We start from the raw sequence: 24,019 nt of genomic DNA on the forward strand, positions 1-24,019 counted from the left end.
CCTCCCCACCGAACGCTGACGACACCTTTGGCGCGGCAGGTACAGGTTAGCGGAAAAGTCGCATTCCCCGCTAGTGAGGATGCCTCAGTATGAGAGAGAGCGAGCAGCCGAACTTGTTCGAGCTGCCAGTCCAACGAAGTAGTTGCAGCACGAAGCGCGAACAGTACGACGACGAGGTTCGAGCGCAATCGAGCTTGCTCGAATTGCCGAGGACGAGGAAGGCGTCGTAGGCGTGAAACGCCGAATACGATTAAGGCCGAGCGCAATCGACCTCGCCCACCATTCGGTGAGTGCAGGCGCTACAGCACGAGACGGTGGACCGGTCGCTGGATCAGACTCGGCGCAGCAGGTAGGTGTCGAAGATCCAGCCGTTGGCCTCGGCAGCAGCCTTCCGGACGCGCAGGATCTCGTCCCGAACCTCATCCAACGGCCCGGAAATCAGAATCTCGTTCTCGGCGCCCAGGTAGGCACCCCAGTAGATATCGATGCCCGCCGGATCGATCTTCGAGAAGGTCTGCTTGCCGTCCAGCATCACCACGACATCGTCCGTATCTTCGGGCATGCCGGCGGCGAGCAGTCTTGCCGGCGAGATTTCGACGGAGCGCCCCTGACGGTTGAGCGGAATCTTGAAGGCAGCGGCCAGGGCCAGCACGCAGCTGATACCGGGGATCACCCGCAAATCGATCGGACGACCGGCCTTGCCGGAGGCGTCCGCGAGCTTCTGGACGATCGCCAGTGTGCTCTCGTACAGGCTCGGATCGCCCCAGATCAGGAACCCACCGCTCGCCCCCCCGGGCAGCTCAGCGGCGACCGCCGAGCTCCACGACTCGAGGCGTTGCGCCCGCCATTTGGCGACCGCGGCCGGATAGTCCGGGGTGGTCTGCCAGGGCCGGGGCGGATCGCGCAATTCAACAGTCTTGAGCGGAGTGTCGCGGTGCCGCTCGATGATGACCCGGCGGGCCTCCACCAGGTCGTCGAGTTGATCCTCTTTGAGCACCACGAAGAGCACGTCGATCGTGCGGATCGCCCCGATGGCTTCGAGCGTCACCCACTCCGGGTTGCCGGCTCCGATTCCGATCAGGATCAGTTCGCGGCGGCAGTCCCCCTCGGGCGGCTCTGTCGATGGGCTTTGGCGTACGGTCGACTCAGCCAAGTCCCCGGCGGGCGACTCCGTCGACGGGCGCCGATCTGCGGCAGCCACGGTGGAATCCCCTTCGGCAGCGTGGGGCGCGCGGCACTGGTCAGCGACTCCGGCAGCCCCGGGGGTTGTGGCTGCCGGCTCCCGGATACTCGAGTCGCTCTGCTCACCAGCGCTCATTGCGCCAACTCACCCAACGCCTTGACGGCGGCGCTGCGGGCATGCGCGGTGCGGTGCGGGTTGCGGTCTCCGACCACGCCCACCTTGAGCCCTGCCACCTCGCCGGTTGCGGGGGTCCAGGCGGTGCCGCCGGTCGCATCGTCACCACGGACGCAGAACACCCGCCGCGCCTCTGCCCAGGCGGCCACCTGAGCGTTGACCTCGGGAGCATCGGTGAGGGCCAGCACGTACCAGGCGCCGTCCAGATCATCCTCGGAAACTGCGCGTGGCGCCCACGCCACCTTGCCCTCGGTGGCCAGCGCGGTGATCTTCTCACCGGCATCGGGTGCCACCACCTGCACGTCGGCTCCTGCCTCCAGCAGGTTGCCGATCCGGCGGCCGGCGACCGTTCCGGCACCAACGATCAGTACCTTGTGTCCGGTCAGCACCAATCCGCTCAGATAGACCTGCGGAGCCGGCCCGGTAGCCGGGCCTACCCAGCCGTCGCTGACCGCGCGAAAGCGGTCAACGACCATCTGCGCCAGCGCATCGCAGTCACCGATCAGCTCGGAAACCCTGACCTCGGCATCGGGATGATTCTGCTGCCAGGCCGCGGACTGCTCCTTCGCCCACTTTTGCAGCAAACCGGGGAACAGGTAGTGCGGCATAACCACGACTTTGCGTCCACCATGGGCGTAGGCGCGGTCGAGTGCCGTTGTCAGATCGGGGTCGGAGATCTGAATGAATCCGGTCACCACATCGGCGTAGCCGCCCTCTTCGCGCAGCAGCCGGCCCAGCCGCACATGGTCGGCGTTGGCCTCGGGCACCGAACAGCCGCGTCCGAGGAAGACCACGCTGGTCTCATCAGCGGTCCAGTCACCCAGCGCATCGGCGATCCGATCGCGGGCAGCTGCCCGCAGCAGCGGGTCGGGCCCGAGGTGACCGGCGTAGCTGACCGCCCCGACGCCGGCTTTGGCTCGTCCGGCCTCAATGCCGCCGGGAATGTCGTCGTGCACGTGCCCACCGGCGCCGATCATCAGCGGCACCACCACGACGTGCTTGTCCGCAGATTCGGCGAGCGCAGTGGCGACCGCGTCTTCGATGGTCGGGGTGTCGAGCTCGACGTAGGCGTCGTAAACCTTCGTCTCCGGCAGCATGCCACGCACCCGATCGACCAGGGCGCGGCAGACCTGCTGGCCCTCGGCCAGCCTGGTGCCGTGCGCGGCGATGACCAATGAACTCATTTCTTCTCCATCCAGCTGTAGTCGCGCGGGGTAACCATGGCCTGGCTTCCGACTCCGGTAGGTAGCATCTGGGTCGTCGACGAGCCGACGATGACGATCGAATGCATGTCGACCCATTCCGGATCGAATTCGGCGATCGGCGCCACCCGATGGGTCTGCTCGGGGCGGCTGGCATCGCGCACCACGGCGACCGGGGTGCCGGCCGGGCGGTGGGCTGCCAGAATCTCCAGCGCCCGGGGCAGGTTCGCCAGCCGGGTGCGGCTGCGCGGGTTGTACATGGTGACCACGAAATCGCCCTCGGCAGCGGCCTTGAGGCGTTTTTCGATCAGTGCCCAATCGGTGTGCAGATCCGACAGTGACAAGGTGACATGGTCGTGCCCGAGAGGTGCACCCAAGATGGCGGACGCGGCAAGTTCGGCGGTCACCCCGGGCACGATCTCGACATCGATGCCCTCGGTGCCCTGCTGCAGGGTGGGCGAGGCCATCGCATAGATGGCGGGGTCGCCGCCGCAGACGATGGAAACCCGGCGCCCCTCACGGGCCTTCTCGATGGCCAGCGCGGTGCGCATGTCTTCGGTGCCCATGCCCGACGAGACGACCTCGGTGCCCGGACGCAGCACCTTGCGGATCTGCGCCACGTAGGGCCGGTAGCCGATCACGATGGCCGATTCGGCGAGCACCCTGCGGGCGCGCGGGGTGAGCAGGTCTTCGGCGCCCGGACCGAGGCCGACGACGGCGAGTTCACCGCGGGGCTCCAGCCTGCCGATGGCGATGGTTGCCTCGGGTGTCTTCTGCTTCTGGACGATCAGCCCGGCGCCCGAGGCCAGCACGGACGCCTCGCTCACGCTCGGGGTGCCGACCGCTTCTTGGGCGTGCTCGCTGGGGTTCGGCACCTGCTGCGTGGCGAGTTCGTCGGCGGGATAGGTGACGAACGGCACGCCCAACTGGGCGGCCAGCTCGAGCAGGCCTTGCTCGTCGGCTTTCGCGTCCACGCTGGTCAACATCGCAATGGACGACCTCGCCAGACCGTGTGCTTCGAAGGCGGCGTCGAGAAGACTCTGCAAAGACTCGACGGAGGTGCCGCGATTGCAGCCCATCCCCACCACCAGCGACGTGGGGTGCAGCACCACCGTCGGCAGATCAGTGGGAACGTTCGCCTTGTCGCTGAGCAGGATGCGGGCTTCGGGGTCGGGCGGCGGGGGCAGCACCTTGACATGGGTGCCGCGGCGCTCCACCCGCTCCACGCCTGGTTCGGTGACGTTGGCCGGAAGGGCAGGCATCGGCCACGGATGCTCGCGGACCAGCGCGACCGGGCGTCCGCCGATGACTGCGCCGGTCACTCCGGCGAGGTCGCCGGTGGTGTCCCAGCCGAGCGTGTCGAGGCCGGGCAGTCCGAGGGCGTCGGTGGCGGTGGTCAGCACCGCGGTGGCGCCGAGCCCATCTGCAACCTTTTTGGCGAGTTCGTTGGCTCCGCCGACATGGCCGCCGACCAGCGGCACCACAAACTTGCCGGCCTCGTCGACCACGACCACACCTGGGTCGGTCTTCTTGTTCACCAGCAGGCCAGCGATCAGCCGGGTGGTGGCGCCCAAGGCCAAGTGGCTGATAATCAGGTCACATTCGCCCCAGGCTTGTTTGAGGCCCTCGGCCGATGACGTGGTGTATCGCTTGGTCGCGCCGAGAAAGGCGTCGATGGCGTCGGCCCGGGCCTGGCTCGCGGTGCTGGTGGCCACTTGGCCGATGATGGGTTCGCTCACGCTTGGGCTCCTCCTGCCAGAAATCCGCCGACGATTGCCGTCTGCTCGCCGAGTGCGGCGGGGTCGTCCGGGTGATGGGCGAGCACGAGCACCACGTTCGGCTGAGCAGGCTCGGTGATCTTGCGGGCCTGGTCCTCGGTGAGGACGCGGACCTGCTCGTCCGACTCACCCAAGCGTTCGGCCAGCACATAGGTGCGGCCGAGGCCTGCGGTGGCATCCACGATCTGGGGTAGGCCGTGCTTGCCGTCGGTGAGCAGGCCGACCTTGGGATGGCTACGCAATACCTCGATCGCGGGAGCCGGATCATTGCCGTGCAGCGAGACCAGCAAGGCGTCGTCCCAGGGCAGCGCGACGGCGGCGAAGGCCAGCTGCAGCGAGGTGACCACGGGTATCACCCGCACCTTCAGTCCGGCCACCCTCATGCGCCGGACGACGCCGTAGAACAGCGGGTCGCCGGAGGCGATGACCACGACCTTCGCGGCGTCCGGAAGGGCCTGGATGGCTTCGATCGCCGGGGCGATAGCTCCCAGCACGACGCGGCGCTCCTCGGGAATATTCAGCGCGTCGAGGTGACGGCGCCCACCGACGACCAGCGCCGCATCGGCGGCTGCGTCACGCAACTCGGCAGACGGTGAACCGATATAGCCAAAGACGGTGATCATGCCTGGGCTCCCTTCTCGGCAGGCTCCTTGGCGACTGCGGATTCGTGCAACTCAGCAGACAGTGATCTGACGGAACCGAAGACGGTGATCATGCCTGGGCTCCCCTCTCGGCGAGTTCTTTGGCGGCCGCTGGGTCGGCGTCACGGTATTCGTGCCGGAATCCGGGATGGTAGAGGTGGCTGCGCTTGACCATCTTGGTCTCGGCCAGCGCGGGGCCCACCAAGATCACGGTGTGTTTCCAGAACTTGTGTTCCTTCATGGTGGCCGCCAACTGGTCGAGGGTGCAGCGCACCATGATCTCGTCCGGCCAGGTCACTTGGTGGCCGATGATGACCGGGGTGTCGGGGGCATATCCGCCTGCCAGCAGCTCTTCTTGCAGGGTGTGGCTTCGGGCCGCCGACAGATAGAGCGCCATGGTGGTGCCGTGGGTGGCGAACTCGCGGACGCTCTCGCGGGGCGGCATCGGGGTGCGGCCACCCTCCAGCCTGGTCAAGATCAGTGACTGTGAAACCTCGGGCAGCGTGATCTCCACATCGGAGCGGGCGGCTGCGGCCGAAAAAGCCGAAACCCCCGGGATCGATTCGTAGGCCACGCCGAGATCCCGCAGCACCTCGCGCTGCTCCGCGGTCGCGCCGTAGATGGCGGGGTCACCGGTGTGCACGCGGGCGATCAGCAGTCCCTCGTCGCGGACGCGTTCGTACAGCGGGGTGATGTCTTCGAGGGATTCGGTGGCCGAGTCGACCAGCAGCGCGTCCGGCTTGTGACCGGCCACTATCTCCGGGCTGACCAGAGACGATGCCCAGATGATGATGTCAGCCTGGGCGATCACTCTGGCTCCGCGGACGGTGATCAGGTCGGGGGCGCCGGGTCCGGCGCCGACGAAGACGACCTTGCCCTGACCGGGTTCGCCGCCCGCCGGTGGAATCAGGGAATACTCGGCTTTGGAGCCGTTCGCCTCTTCCGAAGTGGACTTCGGCTCCGAGATTTCTTCGCTCATGCCGGCTTCTCCTCGTCTGCTCTGGTTGGTGTGTCCATCGCAACTGCAGCTTGCGCCAGCCGGAGCCTGAGCTCCCGCTCGGCTGCGTGGCGCGGATGACTCTCTCGACCCAGCTTGTATTTGCGCTCAGCCATCTGATTCATACGGCCTGTCGCGTTCGAGTTGTCCGGAGTCACAGCCGTTGTCCTCGTCCGCTGCGCTTGGCCGGCCACAGCACGCTGGTGAAATACGGGGCGTTCTCGAGTTCGCTGACCTGGCTCAGCTGCTCGTTCGGCAGGCCTATGTTGATGCCTGCGATGGCGTCCTCACCGATCTCGGCGAGGTGGTCCTTCAACTCCGGAAGGTGGCGTCCGGCCTTGTAGATCACGCAGGTGTCGGCGGCTTCAGCCACCTTCAGTAGGGGCTGGATGCTCTTCTTGAGCGGCACCAACGCCAAGATCTCGTCGCCTTCGACCAGCGGGGTACGCGACGCGGCCGCCAGTGCCTGCATCGCGGTGATGCCGGGAATGACCTCGACCTGCACGTCGGCGATCTGCTCGCGCACCGACGACGCCAGGTAGCTGAAGGTCGAGTAGACCGACGGGTCGCCGATGGTCGCGAACCCGATCGCGGTGGCACCCTCGTTGAACGAGGCGACAGCCTGGTCGGCCGACGCCTGCCACGAGTCGGCGCGGCGCTTGGTCACCCCGGTGCGGTCGGCCATCGAGAACGGGATGCGGACGATCTTGTCGGCGACCTCGGGGCAGGCGGCCAGCACGATCGTCTCTGCGCGTCCCGAATCGGACCCGCTGGCCTCGGTCGCGGGCACCAAGATGGCGTCGCAGCCACGCAAGGCGTTGACCGCTTTCACGGTGATCAGTTCGGGATCGCCGGGTCCGACTCCGATACCGAAAAGAATGTGGGGGTTCGTTGCGTGCTCAGCGGATTCGCTCAACTCAACTCCTTGCGGCCCCTCTGCCGGGAGCCCTCGCTGCAGGGTGCGAGGGCCAGTCGACCGGGCTTGCCACACGCTGCTTATGCAGCGAGCGGACCACCGTTGCGGGACAGCACCGGAATCTCACCGGCTTTCGCATGGCACCTCACTCCGGTCAAGCTGACCGGCCCGGTCAGCTTATCGCCCCTGCCGGACGCGCCACAATGCGCGCTCCGGAGTTGCAGATGAGCACCGGCTTTTCATCGGCCAGGTCCTCAGCCCGTGCGAAACCTTCCGCAACTGTTGGGCTAGATCGATCCAAGCAGCCCAATCGCCGCGTTCTGCAGCGAATCGCGGAAGATTTCGCACGCCCTCCACATGTGTCCCCACTCTGCACTTCGATCACTATGCTCCTATACTCAGGCTCGATGACTTTCCTTAACAGTGTTAATGATCATGAGTGCTGACGCCGCCAGGGCGGGCAGGGATCTCTACACAGGCCATGCGACCACCAACCCGACGGACAGGGATCTCGACGCAAGTCATGCGGCTGCCAACTCAAGCCCCAGCGAAGCCACCACCCCTGACCCGAGCCCCCTCGATTCCGCATCCCCTTACCGAGAGACGGTCGATGTCGCTGCGGCCGCTGACCCGGTTGCGGCCTTCTGGGACGCCCACCGACGTGGGTTGAAGATCGCCGTGCACACCTCAGGAACCACCGGAACACCGCGGACGATCTGGCGCAGCACCGACTCATGGGTGGATTCATTCGCCCCGGCAGCCGCGAGGCTGGGGTTGACCCCGGCCGGCAGATTCCATATCCCCGGTCCGCTCAGCGCGACCATGGACCTTTTCGCCGCCTGCCTGGCCGACTGGGTGGGCGCCTCGTGGTCAGCCGATCCCGAAGGTGCCACGCATTGCACCATGACACCATCCGGGTTGGCCCGGGCGCTGCGTTCCGGGCGGTTTGCAACTCCAGGACGCTTTGCAGGTTCAGACAACAACCCTCAAGCTCTCCCAGCCCGATCTGCGAAAATGGCAGGCGCAGAGCAATCCACTGATCGACACAAAGGCCTTCCACGCCAGCCCGAAAACGCAACCCAACCAGGGCTACCGACTTCGATGCACCTCACTGTGCTGGTGGCGGGTGACGGCTTGAGTCGCCAACTACGTGACGAGGCGCTCGAAGCCGGATTGCGGATTGAGCACTACTACGGCGCGACCGAACTTTCGCTGGTGGCGTGGGGCAGCTGCCTTGATGACCTGCACCTGTTCGATCAGGTCGAGGCGCGCATCATCGATGGACGCATCTGGGTACGCTCCCCCTGGGTCTCCGACGGTCCGGCTCCCGGTTCGCCGGTGGGCCCGTGGCAGGCCTCGGACGACGGCTTCGTGAGCATCGGCGATCGCGGCTCACTCCTGGGCGACCGCCTGCACATCGACGGACGCGACGGTTCGATCACCACCGGTGGCGTGACTATTGAGCTGACCTCGCTTGCCGGACGGCTGCGCGAGCAGGCCCGCGGCGAGGTCTATCTGGTCGGCATCCCGCACGAATCCCTGGGCAAGGTGTTGGGCTGCGCGCTCACGCGGCCGGCCGACGTCCAGAAGCTGCGCGGTTGGGCCCAGGCCAATCTGGCTCCGGCCGAGCGTCCCAGATCGTGGGCCGTGATTGGCGAACCACCGCTCACCCCGGCGGGCAAAGTGGACGAAGACAAACTGATTTCACTCATTCGGCGACACCGGACCCAGCCAACTGTTGAGGAAAGGCCCTCGTGAACGATCTCCCGGTCATCATCGATGCGATCCGCACACCCATCGGCACCGAGCACGGGGCACTGAAATCCGTCACGGTCGACCAGCTGGCGTCTCCCCTGATAGCCGAACTAGCTCGGCGCTGCCCCGCCCCCGAACAGATCAGCCAGGTCATCTTGGGCAATCTGCGCGGGCCGGGCGGCAACCTGGCCCGCTACTGCGCCCTGGACGCGGGGCTTCCGCAACAGGTCACCGGTCTGACCGTCGACCAGCAATGTGGCGCCGGCCTGGCTGCGGTGGCCTGTGCCCGCGGTGCCCTCGCCCTGGACGCGGGGATCATCCTGGCCGGCGGAGCACAGTCCGCGTCCACTCAGCCGAGGACGTTTTGGCCGGGCGCCAGCACCGACACTCCGGCAGAAGACCTCGAAGAGTTCACCAAAGCACCATTCGTCCCCGAACGCCTGGACGACCCAGGGATGGGACTGGCCGCCGATCTGCTCGCCGACGAGCAGCAGATCGGCCGTGACCGGCAGGATGCCTATGCCGCGCGCTCCCACCAGAGTGCCGTGCGCTCCATTGATGACGGCATCTTCGACAACGAGATCTGGCCCATCGCGGGAGTCGGCCACGACGAGCGTCCCCGCCGAGGCTTCACCGAGCAACGGCTGGCGAGGTTCCGCCCGGTCTTCCGCGCGAACGGCACGGTTACCGCTGCGAACTCCTGCGGAGTGAATGACGGCGCATCCCTGGTGATGGTGGCCGACGCCGAGACCCACGCGAGGCTGGGCGTCCCAGGCTTGCGGATCCTCGACATGGTGACCGTTGGCGGCACACCCGCTCGTCCGGGATTCGGCATCGTGCCCGCGGTCGAGAAGCTTTACCGGCACACCGGGCTCGGCCCCGCCGACTTCGACGCCATCGAGTTCAACGAAGCATTCGCCGGCCAGGTCCTGGCGTGTTTGGACGCGGTCGGCATCGCGGACGACCGCAACTGCCTCCAGGGCGGTGCCTTGGCGCTCGGACATCCCTGGGCGGCAACCGGCGCCATACTGCTGACCCGGCTGTTCACTCAGCTGGTGCGGCAGGGCCGAGGAAGGCGGGGACTGGCAGCGATCGCCATCGCCGGAGGCATGGGCACCGCCGTGGCCGTCGAGGTCTGTCAGTGAGCCCGGACGAGGATCCCGCCACGCACCGTTGACGATTCAAGCTATACGCTAAGCACCGTGCCAGTCCTAGCCATCGGTCTCAGCCATCACCAGGTGAGTTCCGATGCCCTGACCCAATTCACCGCAGCGGCCGAGCGGGCCGGCGAGCAGCTACGCGAGGCCCATGGCGTCCATGGGTTGATCACGCTTGCCACCTGTAATCGCTGCGAGCTTTTTGTCGATTCGGAGAACTTCCACCAGACCGTCCGGTTGGCCCGGGATCTGCTCGGCAAGGCCGGCGTTCCCGATCTGGCTCCGATAACCGATGTCTATGGTCTGCGCAACGCGGTGCGGCATCTGTTCGAGGTGGCCTGCGGGCTGGATTCGATGGTCGTCGGCGAGGCCGAGATCGCCGGCCAGGTGCGCAAGGCGCTTCGCCGTTCGTCCGAGCAGGCATCTCCCCCGCTGCACCGGCTCTTTCAGATGGCGCTGGGCACGTCGAAGCAGGTCGCGAATGCCACCATGCTCGGCGCGATGGGACGATCGGTCGCCTCGGTGGCTCTCGATCTCGCCGAATCCAGGCATGGCGCGCTGCGTGGCAAGCAAGCGCTGCTGATCGGCACCGGCGCCTACGCGGGCGTCGTCACCGCCGATCTGCTGCGGCGAGGTGCCGAGGTTTCGGTCTACTCATCGTCCGGACGCGCGGCCGCCTTCGCCACAACCCATCCGGTCACGCCGCTCACCGATGCCGAACTTCCGGCCGCGCTCGGCACCACCCAGGCATTGATCGCCTGCAGCGGACGCGGCCGCACCGCCTATCACCTCACCTCACGCCAGCTGACCGAGGCCCGCGGCCAGGCTGCCGAACTTCTGCCCGTGGTCGATCTCGCGCTCGGACGAGACGTCTCCCCCGAGCTCGCCACCACGCCCGGCATCGACCTCATCGACCTCGACGTGGTCGGCCAGTGCACGCCGAATGACCATGTGGAGTCGCTGGAACGGGCGCGCAAGCTGATCGATGTGGCGGTCGAGAACTATCTGCAGGCGGAGCGCACCAGGCTGGCTGATCCCGCGATCGTGGCGGTGCGCTCCTACGTCAATCAGATCGTCGCCCAGGAACTGGGCGACGTGACCGCCCACAACTCCCCCGAGCAGACGGCCCTGGTCGCCCGCTCGCTGCGCAGGGTCGCCAACACCCTGCTGCATCAGCCGAGCGTGCGCGCCCAAGAATCCGCTCGCAATGGCGAGCTCGGCGATTTCATGTCAGCCTTGGAGGAAGTCTTCGGAATCGAGGTGACCGGACAATGAGCACGACCAACACTGCACCACTCAAACTCGGCACGCGCGGCTCATTGCTCGCCCGCACCCAATCCCAGATGGTGGCCGAGGCCATCAACGAGGCCACGGGCCGGCAGGTCGAGTTGACCATCATCCGCACCGAGGGCGATGACGTGTCAATCCCCCTGGACGCGCCCTCGCGTCCGGGAGCCTTCGCGGCCACGCTGCGCGATGCGCTGCTCGATGGACGCGTCGACCTGGCGGTGCACTCCTTCAAGGACCTGCCCAGTGCCCCGCTTCCGGGGCTATCCATCGCCGCGATTCCACGCAGATCCGACCCCAGGGACGCGTGGTGTTCGCGTGACGGCGTCCGGTTGGAGGACCTGCCCGCCGGTGCGAAGGTGGGCACCTCCAGCCCCAGGCGCGCGGTCGGCATCGAGCGCGCCCGGGCCGATCTGCAAATCGTCCCCATCAGGGGAAACGTCGACACCCGGCTGCGCAAGGTTGCCGAAGGCGAAGTGGACGCAGCGGTGCTCGCCGCCGCCGGATTGCTGCGGCTGGGCCACGAAGATGCCATCACCGAATACATCGACCCTGGCACGCTGCTCCCCGCCCCGGCGCAGGGAGCACTGGCGGTCGAATGCCGCACCGGAGAACTTGCCGCCGAGATGGCTGCTATCGACAATGAGGACACCCGGCTGGCAGTGGTCGCCGAACGCGCCATACTCGCGGGCATCGGTGCCACCTGCACCACCGCGGTCGGAGCACTGGCCAGCTGGCTGCACGACGACCGTATGAATCTGGTGGTCGAGGTCACCGCCCATCGTGGCATCGTCTACGACCGCATTTCGCGTACCGGCCATGTCAGCACCGAGGACGAGGCCCGGGCGCTGGGCCTGTCGATCTGCGACGAGCTCTTGGACCAGATGGGCTAGTAGCCAACGTGGTATCGATGGTTATCGTCCGAAAGACGGCATCGGCTTCGCAGCACTGTGGCTATCGCACCGAACCCGGCATTTGGCCCTTTCACACGCTCGTCACCAGGCACTCTTTCCGGATGCATAGTTCGGCTGATCTCAACTTCTTTTGCAGGCTCGGGATGTCGGTGAATCCATGAGACCGATTCTTCTGGTGCGTCCCGATCACAATCGGTCGGATGCCGAGGCGCTCGCGGCGGCAGGCATCGATTCGGTTATCTGCCCGTTGTTGCAGGTCGTTCCGGTCGCCGATCCGGACCCGGCAAGGGAACTGGCCAAGCGGTTGAGCGCAGGGTCGCTATCGTCTACCGAGTCCGGATTAGCCAATGACCATCTGAGCCCTGACCTGAATCAGCCAAAGCCGGCCTCTGCCGGCTTGCCTGATAGCCAGGCAACTGGTGGAACTGGTTCGGCAACCTGGGTCGTGGTGACCTCGCCACGCACCTGGGAGATGTGGCAGCGAACCATTAATGAGTTGGACTCACTACTCGCCGAGGGCTTGGCACATGGCCTCAAGATAGCGACCGTGGGAGCACGCACGGCATCCTCGCTCCCCGAATTCGCCCGTGAGTGCATCGTCACCCCACCGGGCATCAGCGCCGAACACCTTCTCGCATTCCTTCTTGAACATGGCGAAGGCACTTCGCGCCCAACTGTGCTGCTCCCGCACTCGGCACGGGCCAGGCGGCTCCTTCCCGACGGGCTGAGCGAGGCGGGCTGGCATGTGTTGGAGGCAGCGATCTATGACACCGTGCCCATCCCGGGCGTCCGGTTGCCCGATCTGACGAAACTCGGGGGCGTGCTGCTGCGCTCACCCAGCGCCGCGTCCGCTCTGGCTTCGCTGGCACCCGAGCTTCCCTCCGAGCTGACCGTGTTCGCCGTGGGCCCGATCACCGCTGCGCGCTGCCGCGAACTCGGCTGGCGTCCGGTAGAGATCGATTCCACCAATCCGGACGCGATCGCCACTGCCGTCGCCCAGCGCAGTGGCTCAGACAGGGGCATGCTTGAGTCATGAACGAGACACCGCAGCCGGGCGTCGAACGCATCACGCCGTTCGCCAGGAATGCGCTGGTCGTCGGCATCGAACCCGGCCAGCCCGAGATCGTCGTCGTCACTGCGGCCAGGCTGGCCGAGACCCTGCACGCCAAGGTCTACTTCGCCTACGCCGACCCGGAGCGCATCACCGAGCGCGAGTTTCCCGACGGCACCGTGCAGCACGGCGGTCTCGATCCGGACTTCTCCGGCGACGAGATCTGGCAGGCCAAGCGGGACAAGCTGATTGCTGCGCTGCGCAACACCCTGCTGAGTTCTCCTGTTGACTGGGAATTCCGCTATCTGGCCGGGCGCGCCGACCGTGCCCTGACCCACCTGGCCAGGGCCGTGGACGCCAGCATGATCGTGGTCGGCACCAGGCGTCCGGGCGGCGGCCGGGTGAAGCGGCTTCTCGAGGGGACGCTCGGCAGGCATCTGGCGCACCATCAACATCGTCCGGTGCTGATAATCCCGACCACGGTCGTCGACTGGAAGATCCCTCTCGAATGAGCATCACGCCAACCAGCTCGCACAGCCCGGATTCGCCGACGCGTGGTTACCAAGTGGCACCAGTCGATCGGCCCCAGATCGGCCACGCCGCCGCCACCAGCCGGACGCTCGGCCACTGCCTCGGGATCACCGGCGCATGACCGAGAACCGAACGCCGCAGGTGAGACCGCCTCACTTGTGTCCACTACTGATCATTCTGGTGATGGTAGGCGGCGCCTGCGGAACCGCGATACGCAATGCGATCGAGAACGCGTTCACTGCGTCCGGCGATCATCTACTGCCCTGGGCGACGTTCGCCATCAACATCTCCGGAGCGTTTCTGCTCGGGCTGCTCAGCGAGCTTCTCACCTTGCTGATCGCGGACGAGGAGAAGCGCCGCAAACTGCAACTGACCTTCGGCACCGGAGTTTTGGGCGGATTTACCACTTACTCAACCTTCGTTCTGGAAACCGTGCGGTTGGGCGAGACCAGTCACCTGATAGCGGCGTTTTGTTACGCGGCGATCAGTATCGCCCTCGGCTTCGCCGTCGCCTACCTGGCGATGATCGGAACCCGGTGGACGCTAGCTCAGAAGGGTCAACGACGATGACGTTAGACCTTATTCTCAATCCACCCGTTTACTGCGCGCCCAACGGCGGATTCAGGCTTATCACTGCGACACGTTCGCTCAACACCCACGATTTTCCGCGGACATCGCAGGGTCACTATTCGAGGAGCGGATCATGATCGCGCTCTGGGTGGCGATCTGCGGCGGACTCGGCGCCGGTGCCAGGTTCACCCTCGACGGCTGGCTCACCGGACGCGTCCGCGGTCCCGTCCCGCTCGCCACCTTCACCATCAACGCCATCGGCTCGTTCATCCTCGGACTTCTGACGGGCTGGATCGCAGCAGGTGGTCCGGCTGATGTGAAAGCGATAGCCGGGGTGGGGTTCTGTGGCGGCTTCACCACCTTCAGCACCGCCAGTGTCGAGTTGGCGAGATTGGTGCGATCCGGACGACACCTCGCCGCCCTCGGCCTGGGCGCCGCAATGTTCGCCATCAGCCTCGCGGCCGCGCTCGGGGGCATCGTCCTGGGTCGACTGCTCGGCTAAGTCGTCCCATCCATTTGGCCCTTACGAGCCCTCGCTTTGACTGCCTTGCCCCTGCGCGATGAACGCCCGTCCGTAACACTTTGATCTCTTGCCGTAGTGGCTGCTGCAACCACTTATCAGCACGACAAGCTCACGTTCTATGCTCATGGGGAGCGTTTATTGAATCGTGAAGGAGCCCGTCTTGTCCCTTGTTCAGCGTCCCCGCAGGTTACGTCAGAGCGCTGCCGTGCGGCGGCTGGTCGCGGAGACCAGGGTTGATCCGGCCGATCTGGTGCTGCCGATGTTCGTCGTCGAGGGGCTGGACGAGCCCCGCCCGATCGCCGCGATGCCGGGCGTCCACCAGCACACTCTCGCAAGCCTGGCCCAGGCGGCCCTCGAAGCGGCAGCGGCGGGCACCGGCGGGCTTATGCTCTTCGGCATCCCGCTGCACAAGGACGCCACCGGTTCCGAGGCCACCAATCCCGACGGCATTTTGGCCAAGGGTGTGCGGGTACTGGCCGAGACCGTGCCCGATATGCCGATCATCGCCGACCTGTGTTTGGACGAGTTCACCGACCACGGGCATTGCGGCGTGCTGACCCCGGGCGGACGTGTCGACAACGACGCAACCCTCGTCCGCTATCAGGAGATGGCACTCGTGCTGGCCCGCGCGGGCGCGACCATGGTCGGCACCTCGGGGGCGATGGACGGCCAGGTTGCTGCCTGCCGGTCCGCTCTTGACGAGCAAGGATTCACCGACACGATGATCATGGCCTACGGCGCGAAGTACGCGTCCGCCTTCTTCGGGCCCTTCCGCGAAGCCGTCGACTCGTCGCTGCAGGGTGACCGCAAGGCCTACCAGATGGACCCGGCCAACGGCGTCGAGGCACTGCGCGAGGTGCAGCTCGATGTGGACGAGGGCGCCGACATCGTGATGGTCAAGCCCGGTCTGCCCTATCTCGACATTTTGGCCCAGACCGCCGCCCAGGTGAGCATCCCGGTAGCCAGCTATGTCGTGTCGGGCGAGTATTCGATGATCGAGGCAGCCGCGGCGAACGGCTGGATCGACCGCAAGAAGACCATTCTCGAAGCGCTGACCAGCGTGAAACGGGCCGGAGGTTCGATCATCGTGACCTACTGGGCGACCGAAGTTGCCGACTGGCTGAATGACCGCTCAGACAGGTCATGAGCGGCAACCGTCACCGCCTTCCCGCTCTTGGCTCGACCGTCATCCGGGCACTCGTCCCGCGTATCCCACTGGCGGTAGCCGACCCCATTCGCGCCACATCTCAAAAAGGACTGAAGAAATGACCAGCAACGAAGAACTCTTCGCCCGCGCCAAGAACGTCATGCCCGGCGGCGTCTCGTCACCGGTGCGCGCCTATGGCGCCGTCGGCGGGACGCCGAGATTCGCGGCGAAGGCCGAGGGTGCCTGGATCACCGACGCCGAAGGCAAGCAGTACGTCGATCTGGTCGGCAGCTGGGGGCCGATGATTTTGGGGCATGCGCATCCGGCCGTGTTGGAGGCCATTCAGCGCACCGCCGAGCGCTCGTCCTCTTTCGGAGCGCCCTGCCTGCCCGAACTGGCGCTGGCCGAGAAGATCGTGACGATGGTGCAGCCGGTCGACCGGGTGCGGTTCACCTCGAGCGGCACCGAGGCCGTGATGACGGCGGTGCGGCTGGCCCGTGGGGCGACCGGACGCGACAAGATCATCAAGTTCGCCGGCTGCTATCACGGGCACAGCGACTCGCTGCTGGCCGCGGCGGGTTCGGGGGTGGCGACGCTCGGGCTGCCTGACTCTCCCGGAGTGACCAGGGGCACCGCAGCGGACACGATCGTGCTGCCCTATGGACGCCTCGACCTGGTCGAAGAGGCATTCACTGCCGATGACGGTCAGGTCGCCGCGGTGGTGACCGAGGCGGTGCCCGCGAATATGGGCGTGATCGTGCCGCCCGAGGGATTCAACAAGGGCCTGCGAGAGATCTGCAGCCGCCACGGCGCGAAGCTGATCATGGACGAGGTACTCACCGGGTTCCGGGTCGGCCCGACCGGTTACTTCGGTGCTGCCGTCAAGGACGAGGGCTGGGCACCCGATCTGCTCACCTATGGCAAGGTCGTGGGCGGTGGCGTGCCGATGTCGGCGGTCGCCGGTGGTGCCGAGCTGATGGATCTGCTGGCCCCTGCCGGACCGGTCTATCAAGCGGGAACGCTGAGCGGAAACCCCGTTGCGTCCGCTGCCGGGTTGGCGACTCTGGAGAACGCGACGCCAGAGGTCTATGAGCATTTGGACAGGGCCAGCGAGCGGCTTCGTGCGCTGATCGCCGACGCGCTGAGCACCGAAGGCGTGCCGCACCGGATCAACAATTGGGGCAACCTGTTCAGCGTCTTCTTCACCGCGGACGAGGTCACCGATTACGACTCGGCCAAGACTCAAGACACCGCAGCTTTCGGACGCTTCTTCCACACCCTGCTGGACGAAGGCGTCTGGATCGCACCGAGTTCGTTCGAGGCCTGGTTCGTCTCGGACGCCCTGGGCGATCGTGAGTTCGACGTGCTGGCGGCCGCCCTACCGAAGGCCGCGAAGGCGGCCGCACGCGGCTGATCACCGTGTCGGGAGAGTCCTTCGGAGGCTGCTTTGCCGGCATCCGTCGTGGGCGTATTGGGCGGCACCCTGAGGAGGGCCGAGTGCAATCGAGCTTGCCCAGATCGCGAGGCCAACAAACAGGCTGCGCCGAATCGCGCGAGCGGGTTGGAAGCCGTTGAGCGTGGGGGAACGCGAGGCCAGCCCACCTGGCAGAGACGCTAGATGGGCAGAACTCAGGCGAGAAACAAAGAACCGGTGGAGTTGGATAGGTCCAACTCCACCGGTTCGGTCTGTTAAGACCCTCTGGTCAAGCTCTAAGGCCGCCAGGGAATGACTGCTGCGTGTCGCACTCGACGCACCGATTCCCTGCCAGACCCTTACCGGATCACCCGCTGCGAACGGTTGATCTCCATCTCAAGAATCGCATCAGCGGAATCCTGCTGCGGGCGGAAAGGGGTCCACCGGAACCGCACCCGAGCGTCCCTTCTGATCCTTCCAGCCGCCGACAGCGCGGGTGATCACCACGGGGCAGTAGGACTCGCGCAGTACGTGCCGGCTCGTGGAGCCGAGCAGCAGCCGCGCGAAGCCGCCGCGTCCACGAGATCCGATCACCACCAGGCCGGCCGTCCGGGATGCCTCGATCAACGCGGCCTCGGGGCGTCCGCGTACGGCACGCACCTCGACCTGCACATCCGGGAACTCCTTCACCTTGTCAGCGATCAGTTGATCGGCGGCCTCGACCATCATCTTGGTCATGTCGTCGATGCTGTACTCCCACTGTTCGGCATTGAACGCGTCGTATGGGCCGTAGTCCCAGGCCGTGATCGCGATCAGCGGGACGCCTCGCAGCGATGCTGCCTGGAATGCGCGAGCAACGGCCAAGTTGCCCTGCGGCGAATCGTCCAAACCGACGACGACCGGGGCGCCCTCGTGATCCTCGGCCTGATCGGGCACCACAGCAATCGCGCCCTGCGCTTGGGCGACTACGTAATCAGACGTGCCACCGAGCATCTTCACCAGCGCCGGCGCGCCGGAACCACGGGCACCGACAACGATCTGGTCAGCATCCTTGCCCGCCTCGGCGAGGATGTCCGCCGGATGTCCCTCGACCACTGCCGTCTCGACCTGAAGCTTCGGGTACTCGGTGCGGACCCGCTCGGCGACATCACCGACGATCCTCTTCGCCTTGTCCCGGACCATCTCCGCATAGGAGCGCCCCTCACTCTGAGCGACGGCCGCCGCCTCACGCGAAGGGATCGGCGACTCCGGAATGGCGTGGATGATCAACAAAGGCACTGGTGTCGTGCGCTCGGACGCGTGCTTTGCCGCCCACATCACCGCTTTCTCGGCGCGCAACGAGCCGTCGGTTCCGACGACCCAGCGACCAGCAGTTTCTAGCTTTTCAGACATCATTGCCCTCCTCGATATGCGCTGCCTCGCACCAGGGACGGCGCCCTGATGACCCTCAAGCCTACCGCGAGGAAGCGAAACGGTTGAGGGCAAAGCCCGAACACGGCGACGCTGATCGAGAGAAGCGAGGCCCTGGGTTCTCTTCCGAGGGCAACCGCGGACGAAGCACTACGCGCAAGTTGGCGTCCGCTTGGGGGTTGCGGCTAGGATGCTCGGCGGAGGATTCGCCTAGAGGCCTATGGCGCTCGCTTGGAAAGCGGGTTGGGTTCACGCCCTCACGAGTTCGAATCTCGTATCCTCCGCCAAGTCGAATCCTTCACCAATCTGGTGAAGGATTTCTGCTTGTCAGAACGCGGAGGACGCCTCGCTCGCGACTTGCGGAAGTTCGGGAGTCGTGCCTGACACAATGGCGGCATGGGTGCATTTGAACATCGGTGTGAGGTGTGCGGCACCACGGCGCTGCTCACCCCGGACGAAGCGTTTGACTCCGGCTGGGATTATCCGCCACGAATGGGCATGTGGGGCGTCATTTCACCGCGCACCTGTGGACATTGCTCGATCGCGGATACGCTCTGGTGGGCCATCCAACAAGGAGAACTGGACCTAGCCGATCCGATGGGCTGGCCCGAAGATCGCCGTACGACACTCGCCCAGATCCTGAATGAATCACAAGAAGGTTTGCGCTGACTCTCTGATGGCCGACCACTCCTACTGACGAACGATTTCATCCAGGCCCTCATCGGTATTCATCCGAACCGATGAGTTCCTTCAGCGCCTTGATGTGTCCCAAGTAGGCGCGTCGTCCGGCCGTCGTCAAGCTGACCCAGGTGCGCGGACGACCTGTCCGTTGGGGACGCTTGTCGAGCTTGACGTATCCCGCGTCAACGAGGACTCGGAGTTGCTTCGACAATAGGGACGTCGAGATCTGCAGCGCCTCCTCAAGGGCGTTGAACTCCATATCGGTAGCCGTCGCCAAAGCGGCCGTGATTCTCAGTCTCGTCGGCATGTGAATCAGCTCATCGAAGCGCGGCGTGATTGGCTCCCAGCTCATACCAAGTCGTATGGGTCGTAGTCACCGGCGGCCAGCCGACGGGCCTGGTACCGCTCGTCCAATCGCAGGTAGGCGAAACCGCTGATCATTATGAACACGCCAACACCAATCGACACCGGCAGCGACCACCCGTCGTCGGGTCTCAGCATCCCTGACAAAACGATAGGGGCATACGCCATCAAGAACATCAGCATGTTCTTGCCGACCGATCGCTCATCAACAATGCGGCCCTTGCGCCTCACCCATCGGCGGCTGGCCAGGGCATACACAATGGCGATCAGCGTCAGGCATCCCAGCGCTATGGGCACTGACGGCAACTTCGGGCCGATATTCGCCACTACCATCACGATTCCGACCCCGACGCAAAACGAGGCGTCCAACCAGACCGGACGCGCCTTCACTTTCGCCGCTTTGTCCCTGCTTTGAGCAACAGTATCCAGGCTGGCCTGCGCGTCCTCGCGCGAGATCTGCCGCTTCTCGTCCATCATGACCTCGACAGTTAGTTGACGATTGTTCAACTAACTTACCTCGAACATAGCCCACTCGCGTGCAATCAGGGCAAGTGACCGAGACCAGTTCCATAGCCAAGATTTGGGGGCAGTTTGGCCCCGTCATCACCGGATCTAAGCGTCCCCACGAGGCCGGACGAACCAGTCAGGCGCATAGACCAGCTCCGACGAGGGGGCAGTCTGCTCTTCAGCTTGACGGTCAGATGATTGACCTCACCACTTCGACGAGCGCGCCAGACCACGCTCACTCTTTGAGTCCCAGCACTAGCGGCTCCATAATGGCTCCATGCCGAACATCCAGATCAAGAATGTGCCTGAGCAGACGCACTCCGTCTTTCAGCAGCGGGCAGCCAAGGCGCATCAATCGCTGCAGGAATACCTGCTGGCCAAACTGATCGCAGAGGCCGGTCAGCCAACAGTCGATGAGGTAATGGACACGGTCGCCACGCACGCAGGGGGCAGGTTGTCATTAGAGGATGCCGCCCTGGCAGTGAGGGACGAGCGTGCTGGTCATTGATGCCAGCGTGCTGGCGGTGGCATTGACCGACGACGGTACGGATGGTGATGCCGCGCGCGGCAGACTCCGCGGTGAAACGCTTGCCGCCCCCGCATTGATCGACCTGGAAGTCGTGTCGGTCTGGCGAGGGCTGGTCCGTGGGCATCTGCTTGATCCCGAACGGGCCGAACAGGCCATAGCAGATCTGCAGGCGCTTCCGATGCAACGAGTCGAACACGTCAGGCTCCTGGACCGCTGCTGGGAGCTACGCGACGACCTGACAACCTATGACGCCGCCTACGTCGCATTAGCCGAACTCCTGAACGCAACCCTGCTCACCGGAGACACCCGGCTGGCCAGGGCGAACGGGCCCCGCTGCACGATTGAAACCATCCGCTGTCGCTGAGTCTCCTTATCGAAGCAAGACTCGGGGGCAGATTGACCCCGTCATGGGCTCCAAACACCCGCACGAGAACGGACGAAGCAGCCAGACACATAACCAGCGCCCAACTCCGAGGATGCGGCCGGTCTACCTTCACGCGGAGCATCAGGCAGCTCGACCCACTCACCCCAACACAGCCGCAAGGATATATAACTCCGGGCTAAGTGCTGCTCTGGCCAGACGCCTGGATCGAGACTCTGCAACAGCCCGCGCACACGTGAGTATTTGCGGTGACGCCGCACCCTGCTCTGTCTTTAGCGCACGGATCGTGATAATCTGCCGCGGGTTCGCGGTAAAAACTGCGGCAAACCTAGACGACGACCCACAGGGTCACAGACGAGGAATGACATCGTGTCATCAACCACTTCCGAATCAACGCCGGCTTCCGCGGGCAACGACGCGTCCAAGGGGCATGGCGGCTTCTTCGGGCACCCCTGGGGCCTGGCAAACCTGGCGGGCGTCGAGTTGTGGGAGCGCTTCAGCTTCTACGGCATGCAGAGCCTGCTGGCCTTCTATATCTACTACTCGGTCAGCGACGGCGGGCTCGGGCTGTCGGAGATGGCAGCCACATCGATCGTCGGCGCCTACGGCGGCCTGGTCTACCTCTCGTCCGTGCTCGGTGGCTGGATCGCCGACCGGGTGCTGGGCTCCGAGAAGACCCTGCTGTCGTCCGCCGTCTCGGTGATGATCGGCCACCTGGCGCTGGCCTTCTTGCCCGGCATCCCGGGGCTCGCGATCGGTCTGATCTGCGTAGCGGTGGGCGCCGGATCGCTGAAGACCACGACCTCGACGACCCTGGGCGACCTCTACTCGCCTGGTGACAACCGCCGCGACGCCGCCTTCTCGATCTATTACATGGCCGTCAACATCGGCGCCCTGATCGGCCCGCTCGGCACCAGCGCGCTGTGGGGCTGGCGCGGCTTCCACTGGGGCTTCGGCCTGGCTGCGGTCGGCATGGCGGCCGGCCTGATTCAATACATCGCGATGCGCCACCACACCCTGAGTGAGGCGAGCTCCAAGCCGACCAATCCGCTCAGCTCCAAAGAGAAGCGCAACTGGACGATTGGCCTGGTCGTCGTCCTGGCTGTTCTCATTGCGATCATCGTTTCCGGCCTGATCCAGGCCGAATACCTGTCGACCATCGTCGTGGTGCTCACCTCGATCGCCGCGGTCGTGCTGTTCGTCGTCATCCTGACCAGCAAGAACGTCGAGTCGGACGAACGCAGCCGAGTCTTCTCGTTCATTCCGATGTTCATCGCGTCCTCGGTCTTCTGGTCACTGTTCCAGCAGCAGTTCACCGTCATGGCGATCTACTCCGACCAGCGGCTGAACCGCCACGTCTTCGGGATGGACCTGCCGCCGAGCGTGGTCAACTCGATCAACCCGGTCTTCATCATCATCTTCGCGGGTGTCTTCGCGGCTCTGTGGACGACGCTGGGCGACCGTCAGCCAACCGCGCCGGTGAAGTTCTCGCTGGGCACCGTCATCATGGGTGTCGCCTTCCTGCTCTTCATCCCGTTCGCGGGAGGCGCCGACGGCACCGTGCCGTTCTGGGCGATCGTGCTGATCCTCTTCTTCTTCACCCTCGCCGAACTGTGCCTGTCGCCGGTCGGGCAATCACTGTCGACAAAGCTGGCACCGAACGCCTACCACTCGCAGATGGTGGCGCTCTACTTCTTGTCGGTCTCGCTCGGCTCGGCGATGGCCGGAACACTGTCGTCGCTCTACGACACCACCAACGAGATTCCCTACTTCCTGGGTGTCGGCGGCGGCTCGATCGTGGTAGGCGTCGTGTTGTTCCTGGCCCGCAAGCCGATCGTGCGTCTGATGCGCGGAGTGAAATAGGTCTCGCTTCGGCGATCACTGAACACTTGGCTCCACTAATCACCCGCGGAGATCCGGTGTGCAGTTGATACACGTCGAGAACCCGCGGACATCCTCCGGCCTGAAGTTAAAGAATCGCAGCCCCCCAATGCGTGGCGCTAGTGTGACAGCATGCAGGATCCGTCTCAGCTTGTCGTTCATGCGGCCGATGGACGCGTGCTGACAGGAAGGTCGTTCGGGCCCGCCACCGGCGCCCCGGTACTGTTCATCGCTGGTGCTGGTACCGGAAAGAGCATGTGCTTCGGAGAAGACCTACTCGATAGTGCTCACGTCCGTTTGCTCACTATGGATCGTCCCGGCATGGAGGGTTCGGACCTGCATGCGCAGCGCACGCTCGCGACCACCGTTGACGACTATCGCGTCTTCGTCGAGGCCGCCATCGGCGAGCCGTCGGTTCCGGTCGTTGCGAATTCGCAGGGAAGCGTGTTCGGGTTGGGAGCGGCCGTAGCCGGCTGGGCTTCGCAGTTGGTACTCGTGTCACCTGCCGACGAGGTCGCGCACCCTGCGATACAAGCGATGCTGCCCGCAGAGGCCGCGCAGCTGGCCGTGCTCGCGGACGAACACCCCGCCGAAGCCGCCCGAGTCTTTCAGTCCTTCACCCCCGAGGCGATGGAGCAGATGGTCCTTGCAGGAGCGTGCCATTCGGATCGGGCGCTTTATTCCGATCGCAGATTCCTGTCTCTCTACCGGGAGGCTCTGGAGGAGGGCTTTGCCAACGGCGGTGCCGGGTACGTTCGCGACACTCTCATCGCTATGCGGCCCTGGGCGCTGTCGCTTGATCAGATCCGTATCCCGGTGACGGTGCTGTTCGGGGAGAAAGATCAAAGCCACTCGCCCGATCATGGACAGATCTTGGCACAACGAATTCGCGGAGCCCGCAGGCGGGTTATCCCCGGGGTCGGTGGCGCTTTGCTGTGGACGCGCGCGCAGGCCGTGCTTGAGGCGACTCAACGCCGGGAGTGATACTAACCAGCAAGACGCATGCGCGAGCATTATCGATGCAAC

General features: G+C 65.2%; 23 protein-coding genes, 1 tRNA gene, 1 pseudogene and 1 riboswitch. Of the genes and pseudogenes, 16 read left to right on the forward strand and 9 right to left on the reverse strand.

Annotated elements, in window-relative coordinates:
- Nucleotides 1–331 precede the first annotated feature (331 nt).
- The 6 genes and pseudogenes from cobF to QQ658_RS11920 form a co-directional block, all read right to left on the reverse strand.
- Nucleotides 332–1,153, reverse strand: a complete 822-nt coding sequence (gene cobF, locus QQ658_RS11890; protein ID WP_286027111.1) for a precorrin-6A synthase (deacetylating) — start codon at nt 1,151–1,153, stop codon at nt 332–334.
- A 161-nt stretch (nt 1,154–1,314) separates the two neighbouring features.
- Nucleotides 1,315–2,541 (reverse strand): CbiX/SirB N-terminal domain-containing protein, encoded by a 1,227-nt coding sequence (locus tag QQ658_RS11895; protein ID WP_286025051.1) that lies wholly within the window; start codon nt 2,539–2,541, stop codon nt 1,315–1,317.
- Nucleotides 2,542–2,546: 5 nt separating this feature from the next.
- Nucleotides 2,547–4,960, reverse strand: a pseudogene (gene cobJ, locus QQ658_RS11900) (precorrin-3B C(17)-methyltransferase); the annotation flags it as partial.
- Between the two features lie 88 nt (nt 4,961–5,048).
- Nucleotides 5,049–5,957 carry a precorrin-4 C(11)-methyltransferase gene (gene cobM / locus QQ658_RS11910; protein ID WP_286025054.1) on the reverse strand — a complete coding sequence of 303 codons (909 nt, stop codon included), beginning with the start codon at nt 5,955–5,957 and terminating at the stop codon, nt 5,049–5,051.
- 172 nt (nt 5,958–6,129) lie between these two features.
- A complete protein-coding gene (cobI, locus tag QQ658_RS11915; protein WP_286025055.1) occupies nt 6,130–6,891 on the reverse strand; it encodes a precorrin-2 C(20)-methyltransferase in 762 nt (253 codons plus the stop codon).
- A gap of 37 nt (nt 6,892–6,928) precedes the next feature.
- Nucleotides 6,929–7,074, reverse strand: a riboswitch (cobalamin riboswitch).
- 410 nt (nt 7,075–7,484) lie between these two features.
- Nucleotides 7,485–7,796: a hypothetical protein gene (locus QQ658_RS11920; RefSeq protein ID WP_286025056.1), complete on the reverse strand. Its 312-nt coding sequence runs from the start codon at nt 7,794–7,796 to the stop codon at nt 7,485–7,487.
- A gap of 196 nt (nt 7,797–7,992) precedes the next feature.
- Between QQ658_RS11920 and QQ658_RS11925 the strand changes: the two genes are divergently transcribed.
- From QQ658_RS11925 to hemL, 10 genes are all read left to right on the forward strand, one after another.
- Entirely contained in the window at nt 7,993–8,649 is a 657-nt protein-coding gene (locus QQ658_RS11925; RefSeq protein ID WP_286025057.1) for an acyl-CoA synthetase family protein, read from the forward strand.
- Nucleotides 8,646–9,791: a thiolase family protein gene (locus QQ658_RS11930; RefSeq protein WP_286025058.1), complete on the forward strand. Its 1,146-nt coding sequence runs from the start codon at nt 8,646–8,648 to the stop codon at nt 9,789–9,791. The genes QQ658_RS11925 and QQ658_RS11930 overlap by 4 nt, the downstream gene beginning before the upstream one ends.
- A gap of 57 nt (nt 9,792–9,848) precedes the next feature.
- Nucleotides 9,849–11,078: a glutamyl-tRNA reductase gene (locus QQ658_RS11935; RefSeq protein ID WP_286025059.1), complete on the forward strand. Its 1,230-nt coding sequence runs from the start codon at nt 9,849–9,851 to the stop codon at nt 11,076–11,078.
- The gene (gene hemC / locus QQ658_RS11940) at nt 11,075–11,983 is read left to right on the forward strand and encodes a hydroxymethylbilane synthase (protein ID WP_286025060.1); all 909 of its coding nucleotides are present in this window, start codon (nt 11,075–11,077) and stop codon (nt 11,981–11,983) included. The genes QQ658_RS11935 and hemC overlap by 4 nt, the downstream gene beginning before the upstream one ends.
- 178 nt (nt 11,984–12,161) lie before the next feature.
- Complete coding sequence (locus QQ658_RS11945; RefSeq protein ID WP_286025061.1) at nt 12,162–13,040, forward strand: uroporphyrinogen-III synthase; 879 nt, start codon at nt 12,162–12,164, stop codon at nt 13,038–13,040.
- The gene (locus QQ658_RS11950) at nt 13,037–13,567 is read left to right on the forward strand and encodes a universal stress protein (RefSeq protein ID WP_286025062.1); all 531 of its coding nucleotides are present in this window, start codon (nt 13,037–13,039) and stop codon (nt 13,565–13,567) included. Before QQ658_RS11945 ends, QQ658_RS11950 begins: the two co-directional genes overlap by 4 nt.
- Nucleotides 13,568–13,703: 136 nt before the next feature.
- Complete coding sequence (locus QQ658_RS11955) at nt 13,704–14,156, forward strand: fluoride efflux transporter FluC (RefSeq protein ID WP_286025063.1); 453 nt, start codon at nt 13,704–13,706, stop codon at nt 14,154–14,156.
- 133 nt (nt 14,157–14,289) lie between these two features.
- Nucleotides 14,290–14,658: a fluoride efflux transporter FluC gene (locus QQ658_RS11960; RefSeq protein ID WP_286025064.1), complete on the forward strand. Its 369-nt coding sequence runs from the start codon at nt 14,290–14,292 to the stop codon at nt 14,656–14,658.
- A 181-nt stretch (nt 14,659–14,839) separates the two neighbouring features.
- Nucleotides 14,840–15,826 carry a porphobilinogen synthase gene (gene hemB, locus QQ658_RS11965; protein WP_286025065.1) on the forward strand — a complete coding sequence of 329 codons (987 nt, stop codon included), beginning with the start codon at nt 14,840–14,842 and terminating at the stop codon, nt 15,824–15,826.
- Nucleotides 15,827–15,944: 118 nt separating this feature from the next.
- Nucleotides 15,945–17,240 carry a glutamate-1-semialdehyde 2,1-aminomutase gene (gene hemL, locus QQ658_RS11970; protein WP_286025066.1) on the forward strand — a complete coding sequence of 432 codons (1,296 nt, stop codon included), beginning with the start codon at nt 15,945–15,947 and terminating at the stop codon, nt 17,238–17,240.
- Between the two features lie 408 nt (nt 17,241–17,648).
- On the opposite strand, the gene QQ658_RS11975 is transcribed toward hemL, so the two are convergent.
- Complete coding sequence (locus QQ658_RS11975; protein WP_286025067.1) at nt 17,649–18,632, reverse strand: universal stress protein; 984 nt, start codon at nt 18,630–18,632, stop codon at nt 17,649–17,651.
- Nucleotides 18,633–18,849: 217 nt separating this feature from the next.
- On the opposite strand from QQ658_RS11975, the gene QQ658_RS11980 reads away from it, so the two are divergent.
- Nucleotides 18,850–18,937: transfer RNA gene (locus QQ658_RS11980), tRNA-Ser, on the forward strand.
- Nucleotides 18,938–19,046: 109 nt separating this feature from the next.
- Entirely contained in the window at nt 19,047–19,319 is a 273-nt protein-coding gene (locus QQ658_RS11985) for a hypothetical protein (RefSeq protein WP_286025068.1), read from the forward strand.
- Between the two features lie 49 nt (nt 19,320–19,368).
- Here the strand turns inward: QQ658_RS11985 and QQ658_RS11990 are convergent, their stop codons facing one another.
- The gene (locus QQ658_RS11990) at nt 19,369–19,683 is read right to left on the reverse strand and encodes a transcriptional regulator (protein ID WP_286025069.1); all 315 of its coding nucleotides are present in this window, start codon (nt 19,681–19,683) and stop codon (nt 19,369–19,371) included.
- A complete protein-coding gene (locus QQ658_RS11995; RefSeq protein WP_286025070.1) occupies nt 19,680–20,201 on the reverse strand; it encodes a hypothetical protein in 522 nt (173 codons plus the stop codon). The genes QQ658_RS11990 and QQ658_RS11995 overlap by 4 nt, the downstream gene beginning before the upstream one ends.
- Nucleotides 20,202–20,478: 277 nt before the next feature.
- Here QQ658_RS11995 and QQ658_RS12000 point away from each other — a divergent pair, with 277 nt between their 5' ends.
- The 4 genes from QQ658_RS12000 (at nt 20,479) to QQ658_RS12015 (ending at nt 23,977) form a co-directional block, all read left to right on the forward strand.
- A complete protein-coding gene (locus tag QQ658_RS12000; RefSeq protein WP_286025071.1) occupies nt 20,479–20,709 on the forward strand; it encodes a FitA-like ribbon-helix-helix domain-containing protein in 231 nt (76 codons plus the stop codon).
- Nucleotides 20,696–21,094, forward strand: a complete 399-nt coding sequence (locus QQ658_RS12005) for a type II toxin-antitoxin system VapC family toxin (protein WP_286025072.1) — start codon at nt 20,696–20,698, stop codon at nt 21,092–21,094. The genes QQ658_RS12000 and QQ658_RS12005 overlap by 14 nt, the downstream gene beginning before the upstream one ends.
- Nucleotides 21,095–21,481: 387 nt before the next feature.
- Nucleotides 21,482–22,975: a peptide MFS transporter gene (locus QQ658_RS12010; RefSeq protein ID WP_286025073.1), complete on the forward strand. Its 1,494-nt coding sequence runs from the start codon at nt 21,482–21,484 to the stop codon at nt 22,973–22,975.
- 150 nt (nt 22,976–23,125) lie between these two features.
- The gene (locus QQ658_RS12015; protein ID WP_286025074.1) at nt 23,126–23,977 is read left to right on the forward strand and encodes an alpha/beta fold hydrolase; all 852 of its coding nucleotides are present in this window, start codon (nt 23,126–23,128) and stop codon (nt 23,975–23,977) included.
- Nucleotides 23,978–24,019: the final 42 nt, after the last annotated feature.

This window comes from Propionimicrobium sp. PCR01-08-3 (genome assembly GCF_030286045.1).
Taxonomy (GTDB): domain Bacteria; phylum Actinomycetota; class Actinomycetes; order Propionibacteriales; family Propionibacteriaceae; genus Brooklawnia.

Excerpts from the sequence above, each read along its gene's own strand:
- QQ658_RS11985 (WP_286025068.1), top strand. The coding sequence starts at position 19,047 with ATGGGTGCATTTGAACATCGGTGTGAGGTGTGCGGCACCACGGCGCTG.
- QQ658_RS11975 (WP_286025067.1), bottom strand. The coding sequence starts at position 18,632 with ATGTCTGAAAAGCTAGAAACTGCTGGTCGCTGGGTCGTCGGAACCGAC.
- QQ658_RS12000 (WP_286025071.1), top strand. The coding sequence starts at position 20,479 with ATGCCGAACATCCAGATCAAGAATGTGCCTGAGCAGACGCACTCCGTC.
- QQ658_RS11945 (WP_286025061.1), top strand. The coding sequence starts at position 12,162 with ATGAGACCGATTCTTCTGGTGCGTCCCGATCACAATCGGTCGGATGCC.
- QQ658_RS11925 (WP_286025057.1), top strand. The coding sequence starts at position 7,993 with ATGCACCTCACTGTGCTGGTGGCGGGTGACGGCTTGAGTCGCCAACTA.
- QQ658_RS11960 (WP_286025064.1), top strand. The coding sequence starts at position 14,290 with ATGATCGCGCTCTGGGTGGCGATCTGCGGCGGACTCGGCGCCGGTGCC.
- QQ658_RS12015 (WP_286025074.1), top strand. The coding sequence starts at position 23,126 with ATGCAGGATCCGTCTCAGCTTGTCGTTCATGCGGCCGATGGACGCGTG.
- hemC (WP_286025060.1), top strand. The coding sequence starts at position 11,075 with ATGAGCACGACCAACACTGCACCACTCAAACTCGGCACGCGCGGCTCA.
- QQ658_RS11950 (WP_286025062.1), top strand. The coding sequence starts at position 13,037 with ATGAACGAGACACCGCAGCCGGGCGTCGAACGCATCACGCCGTTCGCC.
- QQ658_RS11920 (WP_286025056.1), bottom strand. The coding sequence starts at position 7,796 with ATGGTGCAATGCGTGGCACCTTCGGGATCGGCTGACCACGAGGCGCCC.
- cobM (WP_286025054.1), bottom strand. The coding sequence starts at position 5,957 with ATGAGCGAAGAAATCTCGGAGCCGAAGTCCACTTCGGAAGAGGCGAAC.
- hemL (WP_286025066.1), top strand. The coding sequence starts at position 15,945 with ATGACCAGCAACGAAGAACTCTTCGCCCGCGCCAAGAACGTCATGCCC.
- QQ658_RS11895 (WP_286025051.1), bottom strand. The coding sequence starts at position 2,541 with ATGAGTTCATTGGTCATCGCCGCGCACGGCACCAGGCTGGCCGAGGGC.
- QQ658_RS11955 (WP_286025063.1), top strand. The coding sequence starts at position 13,704 with ATGACCGAGAACCGAACGCCGCAGGTGAGACCGCCTCACTTGTGTCCA.
- QQ658_RS11990 (WP_286025069.1), bottom strand. The coding sequence starts at position 19,683 with ATGAGCTGGGAGCCAATCACGCCGCGCTTCGATGAGCTGATTCACATG.